Source organism: Candidatus Eremiobacteraceae bacterium, from assembly GCA_035295225.1.
GTDB lineage: Bacteria > Vulcanimicrobiota > Vulcanimicrobiia > Eremiobacterales > Eremiobacteraceae > JABCYQ01.
Genome location: DATGJI010000020.1, coordinates 1 through 21,959 on the forward strand (window position 1 = coordinate 1; position 21,959 = coordinate 21,959).

Below are 21,959 nucleotides of genomic sequence, written 5' to 3' on the forward strand. Positions count from 1 at the left end.
AAGTGCGAAATCAATGCGGCGAAAATCAAGTTCTATTTCTAAAGCCCCACGGATTTGGCCACGAGCCGTGTCCCGAGAATCAAGTGGTGTCAGCAAGTGTCCGTTTTTGCCGCATGCCCTATACCCCCCGCATGTGTCCCGCAAAGTGTTGACTCGGCGATCGTTAGCCGATGCCGCAATCCGGCCCATGTATGAGTCTCCGAAAACTGCATAGGCATCGAAGAATCATCGGATGAGTAAGGCGAACCGCTCAGACCCAAGCGAGGAAATAGCGAGGAAAGAGTGCGGCAGCGGTACCATCCGATCAATGAACTTACCCGCAACGAGCTCGCGCTGTCCAGGCGACACGTGACTTCTCTCTTTTGCTCGGTTGTGGCAGCCTTAAGCATGCTCGGCGCTGCGTCAGAGCCGAGCATTCCACAGCAACTTTGGGGGAAGTGGAAAGTCGTGCGGATGGTTCCAACGACAACGATCTCATGCGGGAACCGAGCTAAGGTCGTGGGAACGGTGCTGGAATATTCGGCTAGCGACTTTCGTTGGAACGCCGTAGTCGTCAGCCATCCAAAATCCGTCACAAGAATGATTCACGCGGCCGAGTTCGAGCGCGACAACTCTGGTACAGGGGCAAATGACTCTCGCGTGACATTCAAGCAGCTTGGCATTAGAAGAGACCAAGTCGAAATGGTGCGCATTGAGCACCCTGACGCGAATATCACGGGTGGAACCGTCGAAATACCAGGCGACCAAGTTCTGTTGACGGACCGCGACACGATCATCTTTGCCGCTTGTAATGTCTACTACGAGGCAAAGCGCGTTGAGCCGCCTCACTAAGCGGGGCTCGGACTGACTCAGTGGAGCGAGCGCTCGATTAAGGCAGCGATTATCGCCACGACGGCGGCGAAAATTCCGAGAATGATTTCTCTACTCGGCCCGGGCTTGGCGGCGCCGGGCACGCCCTCTTCGAAATCATGTCTATCGAGATTCGAGCTACGGCTGCTCGTGAGCCAATCGTTGGCAGCCTGCATGCGATCCGGACCGGCGCGCTGGGATAGCCACGCAAGTATTTGGTCGTCAGTAGTGTTTCCGGCGGCAGCCATAGTGAAGTCTTCCGCGTTGATGCCCCACTGCCGCATCATCCCGCGATCGATCGGACACGGGTAGTTATAGGCGCCGTTCGTGCGGTTTGCCTTGGCGCGTGCTTTGTCGTACACGCGAGCTAGCCACAAGAAGCCGCCGAGCGGCTCACGACCGCGTCTTGGGAACGTCTTTCCATCACGAAAATCGGTTGGCACGATCGATCACTCCGAACTTGGGTGGAAGCCGGCTTCGTACCCGGCGGAAAGAACTGCGACTGCTGATCGCGGTGTCAGCACCTCGACGTCGCGATGCGGCGGTCGCTTGCGCCGGGTCTCGTAGCCTTGTTGCGACCACGCGAGCAATGCCTTGCCCCGCACGAGCCACGCTCTTCCGTCTTCCGATATGAACGCCCCGTCTGGGAGACGTGCGACGTCCGCAGCGTACGTTTTCTTTACGCGTGGTTTGAGCAGCCGATCGCCGTGCAGTTGCAGATCGATCGCATCTGCGCCGGATGGATCGCCGAAGCAACGAGCCCAGACCGCGCAGAAGCGTCGAAAGTCTTCGCGCCGGCATTCGGCACACGGCCTATGGCCGGCCGCGAACGCCGTGACTTCATCGAGGAAGAAGAGCTCGGTATAGCGGTGCGGGGTCATGACGGTCCGCCGGATGCCCTTCCATTCCAGCCGGCATGCGATCCATCGCCTGAGCTTCGCGTAGTGCACGATGCGCCTCGCGTTATCGTGGAGTATGCCGCGGTTGCCCATGAGCAGGCCGCGTCCCTCGAGCGCGGCGATATCGCCAAACGGCGTGACCCGGTTTTGCAGCGGCATCTCTGTACGTTCTTCATGTTTTGGGGCTTGACTTTTCCGCCCAAATATACAACTATATGGTTGTGGATACTCTCAGCACCGCTTTCGCGGCCCTTTCGGACCCCACGCGCCGGATGATCCTCGATCGCCTGATGCGCGGGCCGGCGACGGTGAACGAGCTTGCCAAGCCGCATAAGATGACGCAGCAAGCCGTCTCCAAACACGTGGCTTACTTGGAGCGGGCCCGCCTCGTCGCCAAAAAGCGCCGCGGACGAGAGCATCTCTGCAGCCTCCGACCGAGCGCGATCCGCCAGGTCGCCGATTGGGCGAATGCATATCGCTGTTACTGGGAAGAGAGTCTTGAACGCCTAGATCATCTGCTTCGTGAAGACGGAGAGAAAGCGAGTCGACGTGGCCGTACCAAATAGTTCCATAGAAGAAGTCGTAGTCGAGCGAACATTCGATGCTTCGCGCGAGCGCGTCTTCAAAGCGTGGACGGATCCGAAGCTTGTGCAGCGATGGTGGGGTCCGCACGATTTCACAAATCCCGTATGCGAAATCGACGCGCGGCCCGGCGGCGCGATTCGCGTCCACATGCAAGGCCCCGATGGCACCATCTATCCCATGACCGGCATCTATAAAGAAGTCGTCGAGCCGGAGCGTATCGTGTTCACGACCACGCCGCTCGATGACAAAGGCAAGCCGCTCTTCGAAGTCTTGACCACGGTGACGTTCGTCGAACGCGCGGGCAAGACGCACGTCAGCGTCCACAACCGCGTTCTCAGCGCCACCGCCGGTGCCGACATGTATCTGCAGGGAATGGAAGCGGGCTGGAGTCAGAGTCTCGACCGTCTCGGCGAGGTCGTCACCTAAAGCACAGGTAGCCCGGCCCATGCGAAAGAATCCGCGACCCGAACCTGTCGCGGATTCTGAATATTCAGGAGGCCTCAATGTCTTTTCGTTTTGCGCGCATGGCTGCGTTCGCAATCATCGTCTTTGCCTGCTCGGGTGCGGGCGGTGCACTGGCCGCGGGTGCTCCGGCACCGGACGCGTCGAGCTCGGGCGGCGGCAGTGGACCGCAACCTTATGTGCAATTTCTCGCCGGCGCGCAAGTGCAAAATGGGCTGTTCCCGATCATCACCAAGGATGATAAAGTCTACTTGGCGATCGCGGCAAGCCAGCTCGATCATCCGTTCATCGAGACGTCTGTGCCTTCGACCGGACTCGGCGGATTTGGGCCCGCGCCCGGCGAGCCGTACGTGGCGCCCGCGCGGATGATCGAATTCTCGAAGGTCGGCGACAAAGTCGTCCTCTATTGGCCGAATACGAATTTTCTTGCGCCGGCCGGATCGCCTCAATCCGTGTCCGTTGACGAATCGTTTCCGACTTCGGTGATCGCGACCGAACCGATCGTCGCAGCCGATGCGACCGGAACGGTCGTGATCTCGGCCAGCGCTTTCCTCGGTGATGTCGCGGACCTTGCGGCTAGTTTTCAGCAGACGGTCGGCGATCCGTCGCACGGCTACCGGCTCGATCCAAGCCGCTCGTTCTTCACAAAGACCGCGGCGTTTCCCGAGAACGATCTGCTCGAAGTCGACCAGACGTGGGCCAGTTCGGATCCGAACCTCATTGACAACGTGCCCGACCCGCGCAGCATCGCGGTGCGCATGGACTACAATCTCGTCCAACCGCCCAGCGACAACTATATGCCGCGCATCGCGGACGACCGCGTCGGCTACTTCGAAGCCGGATACCTCGATTTCGGGAACGATCAGACGTATGCGCGCCAGACATTGTATATCTCGCGTTGGAACTTCGCGCCGGCCACGCCCGGCAAACCGTCGAACGCGACCCATCCTCTTGTGTTCACGATCAGCAAGAACGTGCCGATGGAATATCGCCAGACGGTGAAGGCCGCGCTGCTGCAGTGGAATGACGCGTTCCGGCGCATCGGCATTCTCAACGCCATCCAAGTGCAGGATCAGCCCGACGATCCGACGTGGGATCCCGCAGATATGCGGCACAACATGGTGCGTTGGATCGACACGTCGTCGCCGCAGTACGGCGCTGAAGCCCTCATCGTCAACGATCCACGCACCGGCGAGGAGATCAACGCAGGCGTCAATGTCGACGCGGTCGTCGGCACCGGCGATAACTCCGCGTATACGTATTTCGTGGCACCGATGCGCGGACTGCCGGATGATGCGAACGCTCGCCGGGCTTTCGTCTTGCAAGATATCCGCGCCACGGTCTTGCACGAATCGGGCCACGACATGGGGCTGCAGCACAACTTCATGGGCTCTATGGGCTACACCGCCGCGCAGCTGCAGAGCAAATCGTTCACCGACCGCTACGGTGTCGCGACGTCCGTGATGGAGTACGCGCCCTTGAACGTATGGCCGAAGGGCACGCCGCAGGGCGATTACAGCCAAGTAGCGCTCGGCCCGTACGACTACCACGCGATCGAGTACGGTTACGGCTACATCGCCGGCGCGGCGACCCCGCGCGACGAGTTGAGTGCGTTGCGCCGCATCGCGTCGGCGTGGAACGATCCGCAGTTCCGCTTCGCTTCAGACGAAGACGTCAGCTTCGGCAGCGGACATGCGGTCGATCCCCGCAACCAGCAGTTCGACCTCACGAACGATCCGCTTGCGTGGTGCGGCGTCGAGATGCGCGGTGAACACGCGATCATGGATGCGATCAACAGCCGCTTCCCGTCGGTCGGCCGGCCGAACGACGACGCGCGGGAAGCGTTTCTCGTGCCGCTTCGCCAGTATGGTCGCTGTGCGACGATGGCCGCGCACAACATCGGCGGCGAATATCTGTCGCGCAGCCGCGTCGGCGATCCGGGCGGTGCGACGCCGCTTGCCTACGTGCCGCGCACGCAAGAAGTGCGCGCGTGGCAGCAGATGGACCGTTATCTCTTCTCGAATTCGGCCTGGAACTTCAACCCATCGGTCCTGACCCGTTTGACATACACCGAGGCGAGCATCTTGAACGGCGGCGGGACCTGGGCGTACAACCCCACCGATCGTCACGATGTGGCGGTTGTTGAAATCGCGGGGACCGACCAGGATATCGCGCTCAACGAGATGTTCGCGCCGCTGACGCTGCAGCGCATCGACGACCTCTCCGTCAAGTACGATCGTGGTCGCACGATGAGTCTCTCCGACTTGTTCGATTGGGGGCAAGCGTCGGTCTTCGGCGACATCGCACGGGGACGCGCGGGATCCGACGGCGTCGTCCTTCGCAATCTGCAGTCGCGGTATGCACGGCGTCTCGCAACGCTCTGGGTGAAGCCCGCGAGCGGCACGCCCGACGATGCGAAAGCGCTCGCCCGCGCCGAGCTGGTCTCGCTGCAGCATGATTGTAGGGTTGCGGCAAGCCGCGGCGGCCTCGACGAGATGACATCGGCACATCTTGCAGAGCTCGATGCGATCGCACAGCAAGCGCTCTCGGCGCAGACGATGACCTCTCCGTGAAGAGGAGCCCGCTCGCAGGATTAGCGATCCTGTGCGCGCTGCTGTGTTCGGATACGCAGGCCTTGGCGGATGCCAGCCCATCGGCCGCTGATCGCACCGCGTATGCACAGGGGCAGTCCTACGGGCGGACATTCCAGGATTACCTGCAGCCCGGAATCTGCGGCATCGTGCTCGAGAGGCAACGATGTCGCGACGACTTCGCAGCGGTCCAACAAGTGGCCGGACCGCGAGACATGGACGCTCAGGTGGCAAGCTGGCTCCAAAACGGCGATCTCGACAAGAAGATAACCAGTTGGGATGGCGTGATGATACCCGACGTCGAATGGCAGAAAAATCCGTCATTCGGCTGGTGGTGGACCGCGGGCGTTTTGTCAGAAGCGGTTGGATTGCCGAGAACTACAGGGGTCGAGAGCTACGTTTCGACCATCGTCGACCTGCTCGCGAAGCACGCGGACGCCTCGCCCACACAATTCAAAGGGTTGATAGGGTCGAGCGGCTCGTCGGCTGATCGGGCGAAGCCGTTGATCGACGCTCTAAATGTCGCCGTCCCACCGACGGAATTTCCGTCGCTGACGATCGGTGATGGCGACGCAGGAGATGCCCAACTCGGCGTTCTCGATAACACCATTCTGGAACTGATCGATAGCCCGTTCGGACTTTCTCGCCCCGAGAGTCGCCTTTTTGCGCTCGATTTCGTAAATCACGTGGAGGCCATCGATCGCAAGCTCGGCGGTTCGACCTCATTTGACGACATGCGGCGATGTCTGCGCGGTGATATCCCCACTGATCATGATTTGCTGATCACAAGGCTCCAAAAACCGCTGACGGAATGGGTCAGCCAACTGAAGCAAAGCCCATTGCAACGTGACGCGTACCTATTCGGGGGTGCGGTTGCACAGTCTGCATACAACGCAGCCGTCCTCAAGGACATAGACTCCGATAGAGACTTCCGCGGGTTCATCTCGCAAACCAAGCCGTACGACGGGATGTTGCCCTCTGCCATCGCGGCGGTCGCGAAGATGCAGAACGTCGGATTTGGTGACTGGCCGAATGTCAACGCCACGGCAAGCGCTGCGACCCTTGCGATCATGGGGCAGTGACCGCGTGCTGACTACTAGGCCCACAGATTTTTCGGAAGCCAAGATCATCGTGCCCGACGTGTACAACGATCAGCGCGGGTTCTTCAAAGAAACATATTCGAAGCGGAAGTACGCGGCGATCGGCGTGACCGATGAGTGGCTGCAAGACGGTGTGTCGCTCTCCGGCAAGAACGTGTTGCGCGGCATGCACTATCAGCCGGGCATGGCCAAATTGGTCAATGCGCTCGCAGGCGAGATCTTCGATGTGATCGTCGACGTTCGCGAAGGGTCGCCGACCTACAAACGCTGGCAAGGCTTTCATCTCTCGGCCGACAACCATTTACAGCTGTACGTGCCCGACGGCTTTGCGCACGGCTTTCTTGCGCTCACGGATGGCGTTGTTCTTCATTATAAGATGAGCGCGCATCACGATCCGGCCACCGAGAAGATAATGAGTTGGCGCGATGCGACGGTCGGCATACGCTGGCCGCTCGACGGCCCGCCGGTCATGTCAGCGAAGGACGCGCAAGCATAAGGGTGAAGGCCGAACTATTCACAGCGCAGAAACCGACGCGATTACACCGCAACGATAGGGGTCGCGATATAGATGGCCACCGTCCCTAAGACGACGACCGGGCTCTTCATTACCCGCTCGATTGACGACCTCAACGTCGAAGTCGAACCGAAGGGACCAAAGCTCAAGCGGGAACTCGGACCATGGATGCTCATCGCGCTCGGTTTGGGCAACATGGTCGGCGCAGGCATCTTCGCGACGGTCGGCACCGGCATCCACAACTACGCCGGACCGGCCATTTTGATATCGTTTGCGATCTGCGCGGTCGCGTCGGCGTGCGCGGGCCTCTGCTACGCCGAGTTCTCGTCGATGGTTCCGGTCGCCGGCAGCGCGTATACGTACACCTACGCCACGCTCGGCGAATTCTTGGCATGGCTTATCGGCTGGAACCTCATCCTCGAATACGGCATGTCGGCCGCCCCGGTGGCCACCACATTCTCGGGCAACATCCAGTTGGTGCTGGCACAATATCTTCACGTCGTGCTGCCGCAATGGGCCACCGGCCACTACGATCCGGTACACGGCACGTACTTCGACGTCATCGCGTTTCTCTGCGTGGTCGGCTTCGCCGTGCTGCTGACCGTGGGCGTGAGAGAATCGGCGGGCGCCAACGCGATCATCGTGATCATCAAAATGGGCGTGCTCGCATTTTTCGTCCTCGTCGCGCTGCCGCACTTCGTCGGCGCGCACTTCACGCCGTTCATCCCTAACGGCTGGTATCAGCGCGGGCCGAGCAGCGATTTCCCGGTCGTAGGCATCATCCCGGGCGCATTCTATGCGTTCTTCGCATTCATCGGCTTTGATTCTGTGACCGTGGCCGCCGAGGAGGCGAAGAAGCCGCAGCGCGACGTGCCCATCGGCGTGCTCGGCTCGCTGATCCTCGGCACGATTTTCTACACTGCTGTGGCGATCGCGCTCATCGGTTTGCAGCCCGCGTCGAAGATCGACCCGATCACCCCGCTGCCGAGCGCGCTCGCGTCGGTCGGGCTCGGCGCATATTCCTGGGTCGCGGTCCTGGGCGCGGTGCTTGGAACTTCATCTGTCGTGCTGACCGCGATCTACGGCCAAAGCCGCATCTTCATGGTGATGGCGCGCGACGGACTGCTGCCGAAGAGCATCGCGACGATCCATCCAAAATTCCGTACACCCGCGAACATGACGATGGTCATGGGCATCGTCGTCGGGATCATGGCGGGAACGTTCTCGCTCGACACGCTGCTCAGCTTCGTGAACACCGGCACGCTCAGCGCGTTCCTGCTCGTGTGCCTCGGCGTGCTCGTCCTGCGCTACACGCAGCCCGATCGGGCGCGCGGCTTCCGCACACCGTGGGTGCCGCTCATCCCGGCCTTCGGCGCGCTGCTCTCGCTCGGACTCATGGTGTGGGGAACCGACGTCTTCATCTGGACGCGCTTCGGCATCTGGATGGTCGTCGGACTGCTGATCTACTTCCTGTACGGCTACTCGCACAGCGAAGCGCGTAAAGCGGCGCTAAAGCGAGCGGGAGACAGCTGACGCCGAGATAGAGCCCGCGTCGAGCGCGACCAGATAGCGCTGCGTGTCCTCGACTTTGCCGCGCGCGGACTTTCCGGTTCCAGACATCGTCAATGTATCGCGCACCGTCAGGTCAAGCGCCACGACGCGAGCGTTGGCCCGGTCGTAGTCGAAACGCAGATCGAGCTTCGCGCTGCCGCTCGCATAGCCGAGCAACACGCCCGTGTTGGTCACGACAGGCTCGCGCATCGGCACGGTTCCGGTCGCGTCTATTGAGTAGACGCTTTGGCCCAAGACATAACGCATGCCGGTCACTGAGAACGACAATTCCGGACGCGCGGTCATGCCGTACAGCTTCGTGCCGAGCTTGCCGCCCCACGAATCTCCGATCGCAAGAACCGCGCCGCCCTTGACCGCTCTCTCGCCGAGGAAACCGAGGGGCAGCAGGAAGAGACCGCCGAGCGTTCCGTGATCTCTGACGACGACGCCCTCCGCGTTCACAAGCGTCCAGCCGGTGCCCGGCTTGCTCACCGGACGCCCGGCGACGGTGGCGGTGATCGCACCCGATCGGTGCAGCGTCAGGCCGTCGGACGACGCCTCCTTGATCGCGACCCGCTCTCTGCCGTTGAGCGTCGTCGGCATCGCTCGTTGATCGACCGCACGGCCTAGCGCATCGCTGCCGACGATGCTCTGACCGACCTCGCCGTGCAGGCTATAGTCGTAGATCTGGCCGGCTCGGTGCGCCGCGATCGCGCTCGACGTCGGCGTCGGCGACGGAAGGACCGGCACCGCAAGCGCCGATCCGCTCGGCGCCTCCGCCGATGCGAGAGCCGCGCCCGAGATCGTCGCTGCCGCGAAGGCTGCGAACACGCTCGCGGCGATGGGAATGTTGCGAATCAAAGCGGTCCTTCTGCGGCTTTTTGAAACCGGGCGCACGCATTCGAGGGGCGATGTTAATCGTCGCCCCGCCCTGTGCAAAAAAATTTAGCGTTTCACTCCCTAATCACCTGTGGTAATTTGTTCAAATGGGACACACGCATGAGGCGTGCCTTGACGACGCGAACTGCGCGAAGGTGACGAAGATCATGGCCTTCACGTTCGTCGCGATATCGCTGTTCGCGACGAGCGGCTGCCGACACATCGCGCCTTCGTCCGCACCGGTGACGCCGACGCCGGCGCCATACGCAACGGGAGATTATCCTGAGTACGGTTACGCCCCGGATCTCTCGTGGGTTGCCGGCAAAATATTTGTCGGGCTGCGGGGACCGATGTGCACGTACGTGCTGTTCTCGAACGGACGCGGCGCCGCGTGGGGCGGAACGTTTGCGCTGAGCGCGGCACCCGGTGTCTTGGACGGCTTGCACTCGGGAGATCATATCGTCGTTCACGGCGCGCTCTCGCCCGCAACGCTGCATGGCTGCGATGCGCGCCAATTCAACGTCACACGCGCCGAACTTCACTAGCGCCGGAACGGATCGACAGGAATGACGCCAAACTCCGACATCTTGCTTTTCGCATATGCGCTGATCGTCGTCGGGCTGACGATCGGTCTGCAGATGCTCTATGCCGGTACGCGCGGCCGCTCGATGTATTTCGCAGGCCGAGAAAAAGCGCCGGTGCTGCCCTCGCAATTGCGAGTGGCTGGAATCGTCTTCTCGATGTTCGGCGTTGCGATGTTCGCGGTGATGGCCGTGGAGGTTCTGTCCGGCGCAGCCGGCACGAATATCGTCGCGTTCATCATCGCGACGGTCGCGATTCCGCCGCTCGTCGCGTGGTACAATTCGCGCCTGATCGGTTAGCCATTCTTATTGAAGGGGCCGACGCAAGTCGGCCCACGTTTACGGTCCCTTGGGCCGACTGGCGTCGGCCCCTTCAGCAAATCGGCCCTCAGAGGTGGCCGAGCAAGATCTGCGGCACGATGCCCAGCAGCAGAACGCCGATGGCTCCCGCGGCGACCGCGATCCACGACATCGCCGCATTGCCGTCGGATGCGACCGACTCGGCATCCGCCGGTGCGAACATCTGCCAGATCACCTGGAAGTAGACGTAGAACGAGACGAGCGTGCCGACGATGAGCGCGACCGCCATCGCCACGCCCCACGGGCCCGCCCCCATCGCCTGGCCGAGCAGCAAGACTTTGCCGATGAAGCCTGCGGTGGCCGGAATGCCGGCAAGCGATAAGAAGAACAGCATCATGAGCGCCGCGATCAACGGCCGGCGAAACGCGAGACCTCGATACGCGCTGAGGTCGGCATGCTGTTCATCTCCATTGCCGATCAGGGCGATGACCGCGAACGCGCCGAGATTCATGAACGCATACGCCGCGAGGTAGAAGACGAGCGTCGCAAGGCCGCCGCTTCCAACTCCGGCGAGCGCAAGCACGAGATAACCCGCCTGCGCGATGCTCGAAAACGCGAGCAACCGCTTGAGGTTGGTCTGTCCGATAGCGCCGACATTGCCGACGATCATCGAGAGAATGGCGAGGATCCAGAGCGGCACGAGCGCCGGGGCATCGTGACCGAAGACGACGTACGCAAAGCGCGCGAGCACGGCGAACATCGCGGCTTTCACCGCGACCGCCATGAACGCCGTGACCGCGAGCGGCGAACCTTCGTACACGTCGGGAGTCCAGAGATGGAACGGTGCTAGCGCGAGTTTGAACGCGATCCCTACGATGAACAGCGCGAAGCCGCCGATGAAGAGCGGTCCCCCGGCAGACGCCGCTTGCGCCATAGCGGCGAGCGAGATGCTGCCCGCTGCGCCGTAGAGCAGTGCCATCCCGAAGATCAGAAAGCCCGATGCGAGCGAGCCGAGCAACACGTACTTGAGCGCGGCCTCTTGTGACGAGCGCCGCGGATAGCCGGTGCCGGCGAGGACGTACAGCGCGAGCGAGAGTTCCTCGAGGCCCAAGAAAATGCCGATGAGCGTCGTCGATCCGGCGAGAATGAGGCCGCCGATCGTGCAGAAGATCAACAGCGCTGCGTAGGCACCTGGGTTGGCGCCGTCCTCAGCTTTTCTGAGACATGACAGCGCAAGCGAAATGGCAAGCGTGAGGAGCAACAGCGCGTCGAACGGCCACGAGTACGAATCGCTTGCAAACGCGCCGCCGAACGTCGTGAGTGCCTGACCGCGCAGCGGCCACAACGCGACGAATGCAGCGATCGACCCTGCGATGCCGATGCCGTAGAGCAGCTGACGCGGAGCGCTGCGACTGAGAAGGTCCACGAGCAGCACGACGAGACCCGTCGCGACGAGCACAACGGCGGGTGCGACGACATTCCAATCGATCGCGGCTGTCTGGATCACGCGTGCGGCCTCTGTCCGTGCAGTGCAACAGCGCGCGAATGGATCGCGCCGGCGACCGAGGCGCCGCTCGGCAAGAGAACGCCCGGCCAGATGCCGAGCAGGAATATACCGGCGACGAGCGGCGCCAATATCCAGATCTCCCGCGCTCGGAGGTCGCCGTACGTGCGCCCACCGGGGACGCTGTCCGGCCCGTGCATCACACCCTGGAACAACTTCAATGCGTACGCGCTCGCGACGACGATCGCGATGAGCGATATGGCCGTATAGATGGGCTGTGTCTGCCATGCGCCGATCAAGATGAGGAACTCGCCTGCGAAGCCGGAGAGGCCGGGAAGTCCGAGCAGGGCCATCGCGACGACGAGCATGAGCGCTTGCAGCCGCGGCGCGTGCGCTGCAAGTCCGCCAAAGGCCCCGATCTCTCGTGAGCCGGTTCGCTCTTCCACGAAGCCGAGCAGCAGAAAGAGCGCAGCCGAGATCAATCCGTGGCTCACGATCATGACGACGCTGCCGGGGACGCTCGTCAGATCGAAGGCGAACAATGCGAGCACGACGAGCCCCAGATGCGAAAGCGATGAGAATGCCACGAGCGTCTTCATGTCGCGCTGACCGAGCGCCGCGAAGGCGCCGTAGACGATACTCGCGACAGCGAGCACCAACAGGACCGGCGCCCACGTCCGCGCGGCGTCCGGAAACATCGGCAGCGCGAAGACAAGGAATCCGAACAGACCAGCTTTGCTCTGCACGCCCGAAACCATCGCGACGAGCGGCGGCGGCGAATTCGTATACGTCGGCGGCATCCAGGAGTGGAATGGGAACGAGGGCGTTTTGATGAGGAACGCCAGAGCGAACGCCGCGAACAGCCAATTCTCGAGCGAACCGAACGAATACGTCTGGCCGAGCACTTCAAACGTGCCGGTGTGCAGCACGACGCCGACGACGCCGAGCAGCAGTATCAAGCCGCCCGCGCCGTTGTAGAGCAAGTAGCTCCACGCCGCCGAACGCGCTTCCGCTGAGCCCGAGTAGCCGACGAGCAAGAGGAAGACGGGGATCAGCATGAGATCCCAATAGACGTAGAAGAGCAGTAGATCGGCGGCCGTGAACAAGCCGAGCAACGTCGTCTCGAACAGGAGCAGCAGCGCGAGGAAGCCGCGCAGCTTGCCGGCGTCGGCGTACGAGAACGCACCCCATGTGGCCGCGACGGAGACGAGCGTCGTGAGCAAGACGAAATAGACGCTCAGGCCGCCGATATGGACGTGGTATGCTGCAGTCCACGTGCCCGAGATCCAAGGAACCCACTGATCGAAGTCATTACCGAATCCGTTGGCGACAAAACTGAGACTCAACGCGAACGTGGCCAAAGCGCCGGTGAGCGCCACGCCTTTCAACGCGCCGTGCGCATAGCGCGGAATGCAGAAAAGCGCTAAGGCCGCGATCGCCGGCAAAAAGACGACGAGATCGATCATCATCGCGGCACCACGCCTTGCGACGATGCGGCATATGCGGCGATCACGTACCACGCGAGCAGGAGAACGACGCCGACCGCGATCGTGAGACCGTAGCGGCGCAGCTGACCGGATTCCCAGGCGCGGGCGAAGCCGCCGAGAGCGGCAGCGGTGCCGCTCGCCGCAAGCGGAATCGCGCGGATGACGTAGCGTTCGAAGAAGCCGGCCGCCGCATCAGCGATGGCGTATGCGGGAACTTCGACCAGCCAGTGATAGACCGTATCGAGGTAGTAGGCGTTCATGACCAGCTCGCGCGGTCCGGCAAGGGCGCGAATGAGCGACTCGCGCAACTGCGGCCGCACTTGGTAGAGCGCGTACGCCGTCGCGATGCCGGCGACGACAAGCAAGAACGCGCCGCCCGCGACCGGCCAATCGATGGATGCGATTGTCTGTTCGTGCGGCGTGCCGACGAAGACTGCGCGCAGCATTGGTTGGAGCGGCCATGCAAGGAATCCGCCGACCGCCGCGAGGGCCGCGAGAAGAACGACGGGCACGTTCATCGATGCGACTGGGTGGTCGTGGGGCGTTCCCTCACCGCGATATCGGCCTGAGAAGAATGTGAGAAAGAGAAGCCGGAACATGTAGAACGCGGTGAGGAACGCGGCGACGATCAAGAACGCGCCGAGCACGGGATGGTGCAAAGCGATGGCCGCGTCTATGATCGCATCCTTGGAGAAAAAGCCGGATAACGGCGGAACGCCTGCGATGGCGGCGGTTCCGATGAGAAACGTCCAGAACGCGAGCGGCATCGCTCGCGCGAGGCCCCCCATCTTACGGATATCCTGTTCGCCGCCGAGATTGTGGATGACGATGCCCGCCGCCATGAAGAGCAGCGCTTTGAAAAATGCGTGGGTCAAGAAGTGGAATGCGCCGGCGGCATATGCGCCGGCTCCGACCGCGAACATCATGTAGCCGATCTGGCTCATGGTGGAGTACGCGAGCACGCGCTTGATATCGTACTGCACGCAGCCGATCGTGGCCGCGAAAAGCGCCGACGTGGCGCCGATGATCGCGACCCATTCGGCGGCGACCGGTGCGTTGTCGTAGATCGGGTAGCAGCGGGCGATCAAGTAGACGCCGGCCGTGACCATCGTGGCGGCGTGGATGAGCGCACTGACCGGTGTGGGTCCCTCCATGGCGTCGGGCAGCCACGTGTGCAAGGGCAGCTGCGCCGATTTTGCGACGGCCCCGAGGAGCAGCCAGAGGCCGATGGCGGTGAGCGCAGGCGCTCCGATGCTTGCGGCACGGGAGAAGACGTCGCCGTATGCCGCGCTGCCGAAATGCGCGTACATAAGGAAGATCGCGATCATGATGCCGACGTCGCCGATGACGTTCATGATCAGCGCCTTGCGCGCGGCGAGCACGGCGGACACTCGATCGTAGTAGAATCCGATGAGCAGGTAGGACGCGAGGCCCACGCCGCCCCATCCGACGAGCAGCCACAAGAAGTTATCCGCCATCACGAGCAGCAGCATCGTGAAGACGAAGAGATTCATGTAGGCGAAGAACGTGCGGTAGTTCCGGTCGCTCGCCATGTAGCCGACGGAATACAAGTGGATCAAGAAGCCGACGCCCGTGATGACGCGCATCCAGGTGATCGAGAGCGGGTCGATAAGCAGACCGAACGTTATCTTGAGCTGGGGTACGACGAACCACGTGCCGTAGGTCAGATCGTACGTGGTTCCCGTCCCCGCGTGCCACGGCCACGCAAGCACCAGGGTCAAGACCCATCCGAGCAGGAGCGACGTTACCGCAATGCCGGCGCAGACGGCGCGCGGCAGATACGGTCCGGCAAATGCGATAAGCGCCGCGCCGGCGAGCGGCAAGAAGAGAATGATAAGTGCGACGGCAGCCGTGTTGTCCATCAGCCGCTCATCACCGAGATGTCATCCACGTCCACGTCTTCGCGGTGACGGAAGACCATGACCACGATCGCAAGCGAGATGGCAGCCTCGGCCGCGGCCACCGTGATGACGATGAAGACGAAAACCTGCCCGGTCATGTCACCGAAATTGCGCGCGAACGCGGCGAATGCCAGATTGCCGGCGTTCCACATGAGCTCGATGGCCATGAGCATCGTGATGGGATTGCGGCGCACGAGAAAACCCACGAGGCCGATCACGAAGAGAACGGTCGCGAGGATGAGATAGTCGGCGAGCGGTACTTGCGGCATCGCTAGAATCTGATCTCCTTGCGGCCTGCCATGAGCACGACGCCGATGATCGAGACCAAAAGCACGAACGCGGTCGCTTCGAAAGCGAAGACGTGCGTGGTGAGCAGCGCCGTGCCGAACGCCGGCACCGTGCCGAGGTCCGGCGGCGGCGATGCAGCGCTCTGCGTCCACGCCGTGCGCACGCCAAATGCGATCAGGACCAGCGCCGCAACGCCTGCCGCGATGGCAGGCACCGTCTGATGCGCCAAACGGCCCTCGCCCGTTTCGATGGGCTGGTTGCCGACCGTCAACAACGCGATGACGAACAAGAAGAGCACCAAGATCGCGCCCGCGTAGATGATGATCTGCATCATCGCCAAGAACTCTGCCGAGAGCGTGAGGAACAGAACGGCCAGCGCCGCAAAATTCACGATCAGGCCCACCACTGAATGGACAGGCTGCCGGCTGCCGACCACCGCGATGCCCGTACCGACGAGCACGATCGCACAGACCCAGAAAAGCACGGCCATCAGATGACGCCCGGCTCCGTCTTCGCCGCGGATTCCGTATTGGCGAGGTGCTGCTTGAACGGGTCGGTCACGACGAGTCGATCTTTGCCGTAGACCAGACGCTCGCGCGTGTAGTCGGCGATATCGAAGCGCGGCGTCAGGACGATGGCGTCGGTCGGGCACGCCTCTTCGCACCAGCCGCAGAAGATGCAGCGCAGCATGTCGATCTCGTAGCGGTAGCCGTAGCGTTGCCCGGGAGATGTGGGTGCCGCAGGATCGTTCTCCGCGCCGATCACCGTGATCGCGTTCGCAGGGCACGCGACCGCGCAGAGCTCGCAGCCGATGCAGCGTTCGAGCCCGTCATCGTACTTGCGCAGTTCGTGCACGCCGCGGAAGCGCTCCGGATGCGGGTACGGAACGCGCGGGTAATCAATCGTCGATTTGCGCTTGAAGAGATATTTGAGCGTGACCATATGACCGGTCACGATCCCCCACGCCGCGCGTAGCACGTTCATGACTATGCCTTCACGAGAGCGACGACCGCAGCCGTCACGAGCAGATTGAGCACGGCGACCGGCAGCAAGACCTTCCAGCCGAACGCCATCAGGCGATCGTAGCGCAGGCGCGGCAACGTCGCACGCATCCAGATCAGGATGAACAAGAAGACCATGACTTTCAAGACGAACCAGACCACGGAGAGCAGCGGCGCTGCGGCGAGGAACGGACCGTCTCCGCCGCCCAGGAAGAGCAGCGTCGCGACGCACGAGACGGTGATCATGTTGATATACTCCGCCACGAAGAACGTGCCGAAGCGAAGGCTCGAATATTCGGTGTGGAAGCCGGCGACGAGCTCGGTCTCCGCCTCGGGCAGGTCAAAGGGCGCGCGGTTCGTCTCGGCCGTCGCCGTGATGAAGTAGATCAGAAAACCGACGAACTGCGGCAATATGTACCAGACGTGGTGCGCCGACTGCGCGGCGGTGATACCGCTCAGATTGGTCGTGCCGGCTAGCAGCAGTACGCCGATGATCGAGAGACCCATGGCGAGCTCGTACGAGATCATCTGCGCGGTGGAGCGGATGGCGCCGAGCAGCGGCCATTTCGATTGACTCGACCAGCCACCGAGCGCGATGCCGTAAACGCCGAGCGATCCCGCGGCAAGGATGTACAAGATGCCGACGTTGAGATTTGCGATCGCGACGGGGCTGCCGTCCGGAAACGTGCCGAACGGAATCGCGGCGTACGCGAGCACGGACGTGAGAACGGCGATCGCCGGCGCGAAGTGGTAGATGATCGGATCGGCGTCGCGCGGCGTGAGATCTTCCTTGAGCACGAGTTTCACCGCGTCGGCCGCCGGCTGCAGCAATCCCCACGGTCCGCACCAGATCGGTCCGAGACGAAGCTGGAACCAAGCCAAGATCTTCCGCTCGAAGAGCATGAGGTACGCGAACGACGTGATGACGATGAAGATCAAGATTCCGGACTTGATCGCGACGACGAGGATGAAGCGCAGCCACGGATCGGCGAGCAGATGATTCATCCTGCCGCCTCCGCCACGCCGGCGAGCACTTCGACATTCGCCCAGCCGGAACCAGAACCGTCGAGCAGCAGATTGTGCGGCGCCTCCGGCATGTCCGCGAGCACGAGGACGCACCCGTCGGGCACATGCTGCGCGACCCGTGCGAAGACTTCGATGCTGCCGCTTGGGCCGCTGAGTCTGACCCGCGCATTGTCCTCGATGGCCAGCAGCAGGGCATCGGCGGGACCGAATTCGGCGTACGGCGCGGGTCGCATGGGTTTTGTGCCGGGATCGTGCGCCGCTGCGCCGCCACCCGCGTACAGATGCGGCGTTGGAACGACGGTGAACGCGCCATCGGGGATCGGTGTCGCCGTCGCGTCCTGCGCGAGCTGCGCCGGACGTGCGAGCGGGGCACCGTCGCCCTTCGCGCGCGCGGCCGATTCCGCAGCAGCCAACTGGCCGTACAGCGTTTCCGGATTGTCGCTGATCGATCCGCGGCCAGTGGCCGCGGCCAGCGCGCCGATGATCTGCGCGTCGGTGCGGACTTCGAGCGGCGGCTCGACAGCCGCGGCAAACGCCTGGCGGCTCCCCTCGAGGTTCGTCGTGTGACCGCGCTTTTCTGCGAACGATGCAGAGGCGAAGACGATGTGCGCGTACGACCCGGTCTCGGTCATGACTTGATCCGCGACGGCGAGAAACGGGATGCGTTTGAGGGCGCGCCGGACGAGTGCGCCATCTGATACCGTCAGCGCCGGGTTTGCGCCCATCACGAAAAGCGCATCCAGGCGGCCGTCGGCGGCGGCGGCAAGCATCTCATTCGTCGTCATGCCGGCTTCGCCTGAAACCGGCGCATAGCCGGGGCCGAGGTTCGGCACGCAGCCGGCTGCTTCTGCGCCGCGCGCGTTCCCGGTCGCGCCCACCACGAGTATTCCCACCGATCGGCCGCCCAGCTGGAGCGTCTCCATCAGCCGCTCGAGCGCTTCGGCGCTTGCAACGTCTTCACCGGAGTGGATAGCGACGATCTTCTTCGCAGCCGAGAGCCTAGACGCAAGGGACCCGACATCGCCGTCGCGCGATTGATCCGCGCTGGTGCGGACGGCGTCGCTCACGTCGCTCAACAATTTTGGCAGAGCATGGGCTTGAGATCTGATGTGGCTCGCCTCGATGGTGAACGCCGGCCGATACGGACCTATGTACGTCAACGTTGCGCGGCCGCGCGCCACCGCGCGGCGGATCCGTAAGTCGAGGATCGGCGCTTGTTCCTGAGTGATCGCGCCGAAGACAAGGATGTGCGATGCGTCGTCGAGGTCGGTGAGGTGCGCGCCGAAGCGCGACGGCGACGCAAAGGCCTGCGCGTGCGTGCGATAGTCGATATTGTTGGTGCCGAGAACTTCGCGCGCAAAGCGCTGCAGCGCAAAGGCCTCTTCGTCTGAGAGTCGGCCGCCGCCGATCACACCGACGCGGCCGCGCGCGGCGGCCTCGGCGAGTTTCGCGCCGGCGAGAGCAGCCGCTTCGACGAACGGCACGTCGACGCGTCCGCCGTCGCGCTTGACCGATGGCGTGCGCAGACGCTCGGGCGCGTAGAGATAGTTGAACGTGTAGCGGCCCCGGTCGCAGATCCAGCCGTCATCCACGTCCGGGTTCTCGCGTGTGAACGTGCGCATGATGCGGCCGAACCGCGTGTCGATGCGATAGTTGCAGCCGACCGAGCATTGCGTGCAAACGCCATCGGTATGGTTGAGATCCCACGGCCGCGAGCGGAAGCGATACGCCTTGCTCGTGAGAGCGCCCACCGGACAGATCTCGGTCGTATTGCCGGAGAAATAGGAAGCGTACGCGCCGCCGTTGCGCGTGGAGATGAGGCTCTTGAAGCCGCGCTCCTCGACGATCAATGTGCGTTCTTGCGCGATCTCGTCGTCGAACCTCGTGCAGCGGCGGCAGAGGATGCAGCGCTCTTCGTCGAGCACGATCGTCGGGCCAAGATCCACGAGTTTCGGCTTGTGCAGTTTCGGCTCGGTGAGGCGGCTCTCGCCTGGACCATACGACATCGTGAAGTCTTGCAGTTCGCACTCGCCGCCCTTGTCGCACACGGGGCAGTCCAGCGGATGATTGAGTAACAAGAACTCGAGAACGCCGCGCCGCGCTTCGGCCACTTTTGCCGACGTCGTGTGCACGACCATGCCGTCCGCGACGCGAGTCGCGCAGGCGATCTGCAGTTTCGGCATCTTCTCGATCTCGACGAGACAGATGCGGCACAATCCCGCCGGCTCGAGTTTGGGATGGTAGCAGTAGACGGGGATCTGCGTGCCGAGATGCTTCGCGGCTTCCACCACCAGCGTGCCTTCCGGCACGGCGAACGTGTTGCCGTCGATCGTCACCGAGACGTCGCGCACTTGTTTCTCTTGGCTCACGCGGCGCTCTCCGAACGCGCGCGAAGCGGACACCCGGCGAGCCGCACGTGATCGTGGAATTCGTCGGGAAAGCGCGCGTACACAGAAGACAGAAACGGCATGATCGAATCGCCGAGGACGCACAGGTTCGTGCCGGTTATCGTGCGGTTGATGGTGGAGAGGATCTTCAGATCGGATTCGGATCCTTCACCGGCCTCGAGCCGAGCCACCATGCGATGGACCCATTGACCGCCTTCGCGGCACGGCGTGCACTGGCCGCACGATTCGGTCTCGAAGAATCTGTTGATGGTGAGCGCGCAGCGGACCATGCATGCCGTGTCGTCCATCACGGTCACCGCGCCCGATCCGAGCATCGTCTTCTTCGCGGCAAGCGAATCGAAGTCGCACGGCACGTCAAGATCTTCTTCGAAGATCGCCGCCGATGAACCGCCGCCGGGCTGGATCGCTTTCACGCGGCGGCCGGGCCGCAGTCCGCCGGCGAGATCCATGACCAGTTCGCGCATCGGGATCCCGAGCGGAACCTCGTAGTTCCCTGGGCGCATGACGTGGCCGCTCACCGAGATGACCTTCGGGCCGGGTGATTTTTCAGCGCCGATACCGGCGAACCACTTCGCGCCGCGCTCGATGATGTGCGGCACGTACATGAGCGTTTCGACGTTGTTGACGACGGTCGGCATGCCATAGAGGCCGGCGTTTGCAGGGAACGGCGGTTTCAGCCGCGGCTCGCCGCGCTTACCTTCGAGCGAATTGAGCTGCGCCGTCTCTTCTCCGCAGATGTAGGCGCCGGCACCGCGATGCGGCACGATGTCAACGGAGAAGCCGCTGCCCATGATGTCGTTGCCGACAAGCCCCGCGTCGTATGCCTGCGCGAGTGCCTTACGGAAAACGCGGTAGCCTGTCAGAAACTCGCCGCGTATATAGATGAAGACTTGTTTCGCATTTACGGCGTACGCCGAGATCACAAGGCCTTCGATGAGATTGAAAGGGGAGTTCTCAAGCAGCATCCGGTCTTTGAACGTCCCGGCCTCGGCCTCGTCGCTGTTGCAGACGAGATATCGCGGACGGCCGTCCTTTGGAAGGAAGCTCCACTTCTTGCCTGTGGGAAAACCCGCGCCGCCGCGGCCGCGCAAATTCGACGCCATCACTTCGGCGATGACGCCGTCCGGCGTCATCTCTCGCAACGCCTTCGTGAGCGCGGCGAAGCCGCCGGCCGAACGGTAGACGGCGAGATCGGTGAGGTCGAGCGTGCCGAACCCCTTGGTCAGCACGGGTTCAATCGGCATCGCTCACTCCGCCGGCAAGGCCGCGCCTGAGCTCTCTCGCCGCCACGTCTCGAGCAGCGAATCGAATTTCTCAGGCGTCACGTTGTAGACGAACTCGAGATTGTGCTGCAGCACCGGAGCCCTGTCGCATGCCGCGAGGCATTCGACTTCTTCGTAGGTGATCGCGCCGTCGGCGGTGGTCTCGAGGTTCTCGACGCCGAGGCGGGAGCGGATGTGCTCGCGCAGTTCGTCCGCGCCTCCGAGCATGCACCCAAGCGTCCTGCAGACTTGGATCACATGCCTTCCGACGGGGTGGCGGAAGAGCAGCGAGTAAAACGACGCGGTGGATTCCACCTCGGCGGGCGTGATGCCGACGAGCTCTGCGGCGTCGGCGATCGCCTGATCGGTGACGTAGCCGTCTTCGGCCTGACAATGCTGCAGAAAAGGAACCAGCGCCGAGCGCGCTTGCGGGTACCGCGCCACGAGTTCCGCGCCGCGCTGCGCGCGCTCGGGCGTCATCGGTCCACCTCGCCGAAAACCGGATCCAAACTGCCGATGATCGCGACGAGATCGGCGATGAGGTTACCGGGCGCGAGCGCACCGAGCGCCTGCAGGTTATAGAACGACGGCGGCCGCCATCGCACGCGCCACGGCTTGTTGCCGCCCGCGCTCACCACGTACATGCCGAGTTCGCCGCGCGGCGACTCCACCGTCTGATAGATGCGTCCCTCGGGGACGTTGAAACCAGAGGACACGAGCTTGAAGTGGTGGATCAGCGCTTCCATCGAA

At 62.8% G+C, this 21,959-nt stretch carries 22 protein-coding genes; 8 read left to right on the forward strand and 14 right to left on the reverse strand.

Annotation, left to right across the window (positions count from 1 at the left end; genetic code table 11):
• The first annotated feature begins 498 nt into the window (after positions 1 to 498).
• Entirely contained in the window at positions 499 to 831 is a 333-nt protein-coding gene (locus VKT51_02530; protein ID HLJ83038.1) for a hypothetical protein, read from the forward strand.
• A 17-nt stretch (positions 832 to 848) separates the two neighbouring features.
• On the opposite strand, the gene VKT51_02535 is transcribed toward VKT51_02530, so the two are convergent.
• Positions 849 to 1,292: a DUF5069 domain-containing protein gene (locus VKT51_02535; GenBank protein HLJ83039.1), complete on the reverse strand. Its 444-nt coding sequence runs from the start codon at positions 1,290 to 1,292 to the stop codon at positions 849 to 851.
• Positions 1,293 to 1,298: 6 nt separating this feature from the next.
• Positions 1,299 to 1,907, reverse strand: a complete 609-nt coding sequence (locus VKT51_02540; GenBank protein ID HLJ83040.1) for a hypothetical protein — start codon at positions 1,905 to 1,907, stop codon at positions 1,299 to 1,301.
• A gap of 390 nt (positions 1,908 to 2,297) precedes the next feature.
• On the opposite strand from VKT51_02540, the gene VKT51_02545 reads away from it, so the two are divergent.
• The 5 genes from VKT51_02545 to VKT51_02565 all read left to right on the forward strand — a co-directional run bounded on the left by VKT51_02545 (position 2,298) and on the right by VKT51_02565 (position 8,533).
• On the forward strand, positions 2,298 to 2,759 hold the full coding sequence (locus VKT51_02545; protein HLJ83041.1) for an SRPBCC domain-containing protein: 462 nt from the start codon (positions 2,298 to 2,300) through the stop codon (positions 2,757 to 2,759).
• A 98-nt stretch (positions 2,760 to 2,857) separates the two neighbouring features.
• Positions 2,858 to 5,368, forward strand: a complete 2,511-nt coding sequence (locus VKT51_02550; protein ID HLJ83042.1) for a zinc-dependent metalloprotease — start codon at positions 2,858 to 2,860, stop codon at positions 5,366 to 5,368.
• Positions 5,365 to 6,468 carry a hypothetical protein gene (locus VKT51_02555; GenBank protein ID HLJ83043.1) on the forward strand — a complete coding sequence of 368 codons (1,104 nt, stop codon included), beginning with the start codon at positions 5,365 to 5,367 and terminating at the stop codon, positions 6,466 to 6,468. The genes VKT51_02550 and VKT51_02555 overlap by 4 nt, the downstream gene beginning before the upstream one ends.
• Before the next feature lie 4 nt (positions 6,469 to 6,472).
• Positions 6,473 to 6,982 (forward strand): dTDP-4-dehydrorhamnose 3,5-epimerase, encoded by a 510-nt coding sequence (gene rfbC, locus VKT51_02560; protein HLJ83044.1) that lies wholly within the window; start codon positions 6,473 to 6,475, stop codon positions 6,980 to 6,982.
• A 72-nt stretch (positions 6,983 to 7,054) separates the two neighbouring features.
• A complete protein-coding gene (locus VKT51_02565; protein ID HLJ83045.1) occupies positions 7,055 to 8,533 on the forward strand; it encodes an amino acid permease in 1,479 nt (492 codons plus the stop codon).
• Here the strand turns inward: VKT51_02565 and VKT51_02570 are convergent.
• Positions 8,510 to 9,412 (reverse strand): hypothetical protein, encoded by a 903-nt coding sequence (locus VKT51_02570; protein ID HLJ83046.1) that lies wholly within the window; start codon positions 9,410 to 9,412, stop codon positions 8,510 to 8,512. The two genes, VKT51_02565 and VKT51_02570, sit on opposite strands and share 24 nt — an antisense overlap.
• Before the next feature lie 125 nt (positions 9,413 to 9,537).
• Between VKT51_02570 and VKT51_02575 the strand changes: the two genes are divergently transcribed.
• Both VKT51_02575 and VKT51_02580 read left to right on the forward strand, forming a co-directional pair.
• On the forward strand, positions 9,538 to 9,975 hold the full coding sequence (locus tag VKT51_02575) for a hypothetical protein (protein ID HLJ83047.1): 438 nt from the start codon (positions 9,538 to 9,540) through the stop codon (positions 9,973 to 9,975).
• 21 nt (positions 9,976 to 9,996) lie between these two features.
• On the forward strand, positions 9,997 to 10,311 hold the full coding sequence (locus VKT51_02580; protein HLJ83048.1) for a hypothetical protein: 315 nt from the start codon (positions 9,997 to 9,999) through the stop codon (positions 10,309 to 10,311).
• Between the two features lie 88 nt (positions 10,312 to 10,399).
• Here VKT51_02580 and VKT51_02585 read toward each other — a convergent pair whose 3' ends face one another.
• The 11 genes from VKT51_02585 to VKT51_02635 form a co-directional block, all read right to left on the reverse strand.
• Complete coding sequence (locus tag VKT51_02585; protein ID HLJ83049.1) at positions 10,400 to 11,818, reverse strand: NADH-quinone oxidoreductase subunit N; 1,419 nt, start codon at positions 11,816 to 11,818, stop codon at positions 10,400 to 10,402.
• Entirely contained in the window at positions 11,815 to 13,284 is a 1,470-nt protein-coding gene (locus VKT51_02590; protein HLJ83050.1) for an NADH-quinone oxidoreductase subunit M, read from the reverse strand. Before VKT51_02590 ends, VKT51_02585 begins: the two co-directional genes overlap by 4 nt.
• Entirely contained in the window at positions 13,281 to 15,185 is a 1,905-nt protein-coding gene (gene nuoL, locus VKT51_02595) for an NADH-quinone oxidoreductase subunit L (protein HLJ83051.1), read from the reverse strand. The genes VKT51_02590 and nuoL overlap by 4 nt, the downstream gene beginning before the upstream one ends.
• Positions 15,185 to 15,493 (reverse strand): NADH-quinone oxidoreductase subunit NuoK, encoded by a 309-nt coding sequence (gene nuoK / locus VKT51_02600; protein HLJ83052.1) that lies wholly within the window; start codon positions 15,491 to 15,493, stop codon positions 15,185 to 15,187. Before nuoK ends, nuoL begins: the two co-directional genes overlap by 1 nt.
• A 2-nt stretch (positions 15,494 to 15,495) precedes the next feature.
• Entirely contained in the window at positions 15,496 to 16,002 is a 507-nt protein-coding gene (locus VKT51_02605) for an NADH-quinone oxidoreductase subunit J (protein HLJ83053.1), read from the reverse strand.
• A complete protein-coding gene (gene nuoI, locus VKT51_02610) occupies positions 16,002 to 16,496 on the reverse strand; it encodes an NADH-quinone oxidoreductase subunit NuoI (GenBank protein HLJ83054.1) in 495 nt (164 codons plus the stop codon). The genes VKT51_02605 and nuoI overlap by 1 nt, the downstream gene beginning before the upstream one ends.
• 2 nt (positions 16,497 to 16,498) lie before the next feature.
• Entirely contained in the window at positions 16,499 to 17,518 is a 1,020-nt protein-coding gene (gene nuoH / locus VKT51_02615; protein ID HLJ83055.1) for an NADH-quinone oxidoreductase subunit NuoH, read from the reverse strand.
• Positions 17,515 to 19,908 (reverse strand): NADH-quinone oxidoreductase subunit NuoG, encoded by a 2,394-nt coding sequence (gene nuoG, locus VKT51_02620; GenBank protein HLJ83056.1) that lies wholly within the window; start codon positions 19,906 to 19,908, stop codon positions 17,515 to 17,517. The genes nuoH and nuoG overlap by 4 nt, the downstream gene beginning before the upstream one ends.
• Positions 19,905 to 21,191: an NADH-quinone oxidoreductase subunit NuoF gene (gene nuoF / locus VKT51_02625; protein ID HLJ83057.1), complete on the reverse strand. Its 1,287-nt coding sequence runs from the start codon at positions 21,189 to 21,191 to the stop codon at positions 19,905 to 19,907. Before nuoF ends, nuoG begins: the two co-directional genes overlap by 4 nt.
• A gap of 3 nt (positions 21,192 to 21,194) precedes the next feature.
• Positions 21,195 to 21,689, reverse strand: coding sequence for an NAD(P)H-dependent oxidoreductase subunit E (locus VKT51_02630; protein ID HLJ83058.1), 495 nt, complete (start codon positions 21,687 to 21,689; stop codon positions 21,195 to 21,197).
• Positions 21,686 to 21,959 (reverse strand): NADH-quinone oxidoreductase subunit D (locus VKT51_02635; protein HLJ83059.1); only part of this gene is annotated, 274 nt, incomplete at its 5' end. The genes VKT51_02630 and VKT51_02635, both read right to left, overlap by 4 nt.

Excerpts from the sequence above, each read along its gene's own strand:
- VKT51_02540 (HLJ83040.1), bottom strand. The coding sequence starts at position 1,907 with ATGCCGCTGCAAAACCGGGTCACGCCGTTTGGCGATATCGCCGCGCTC.
- VKT51_02550 (HLJ83042.1), top strand. The coding sequence starts at position 2,858 with ATGGCTGCGTTCGCAATCATCGTCTTTGCCTGCTCGGGTGCGGGCGGT.
- VKT51_02565 (HLJ83045.1), top strand. The coding sequence starts at position 7,055 with ATGGCCACCGTCCCTAAGACGACGACCGGGCTCTTCATTACCCGCTCG.
- VKT51_02575 (HLJ83047.1), top strand. The coding sequence starts at position 9,538 with ATGGGACACACGCATGAGGCGTGCCTTGACGACGCGAACTGCGCGAAG.
- VKT51_02580 (HLJ83048.1), top strand. The coding sequence starts at position 9,997 with ATGACGCCAAACTCCGACATCTTGCTTTTCGCATATGCGCTGATCGTC.
- VKT51_02590 (HLJ83050.1), bottom strand. The coding sequence starts at position 13,284 with ATGATGATCGATCTCGTCGTCTTTTTGCCGGCGATCGCGGCCTTAGCG.
- nuoL (HLJ83051.1), bottom strand. The coding sequence starts at position 15,185 with ATGGACAACACGGCTGCCGTCGCACTTATCATTCTCTTCTTGCCGCTC.
- nuoK (HLJ83052.1), bottom strand. The coding sequence starts at position 15,493 with ATGCCGCAAGTACCGCTCGCCGACTATCTCATCCTCGCGACCGTTCTC.
- VKT51_02605 (HLJ83053.1), bottom strand. The coding sequence starts at position 16,002 with ATGGCCGTGCTTTTCTGGGTCTGTGCGATCGTGCTCGTCGGTACGGGC.
- nuoI (HLJ83054.1), bottom strand. The coding sequence starts at position 16,496 with ATGAACGTGCTACGCGCGGCGTGGGGGATCGTGACCGGTCATATGGTC.
- nuoH (HLJ83055.1), bottom strand. The coding sequence starts at position 17,518 with ATGAATCATCTGCTCGCCGATCCGTGGCTGCGCTTCATCCTCGTCGTC.
- nuoF (HLJ83057.1), bottom strand. The coding sequence starts at position 21,191 with ATGCCGATTGAACCCGTGCTGACCAAGGGGTTCGGCACGCTCGACCTC.
- VKT51_02630 (HLJ83058.1), bottom strand. The coding sequence starts at position 21,689 with ATGACGCCCGAGCGCGCGCAGCGCGGCGCGGAACTCGTGGCGCGGTAC.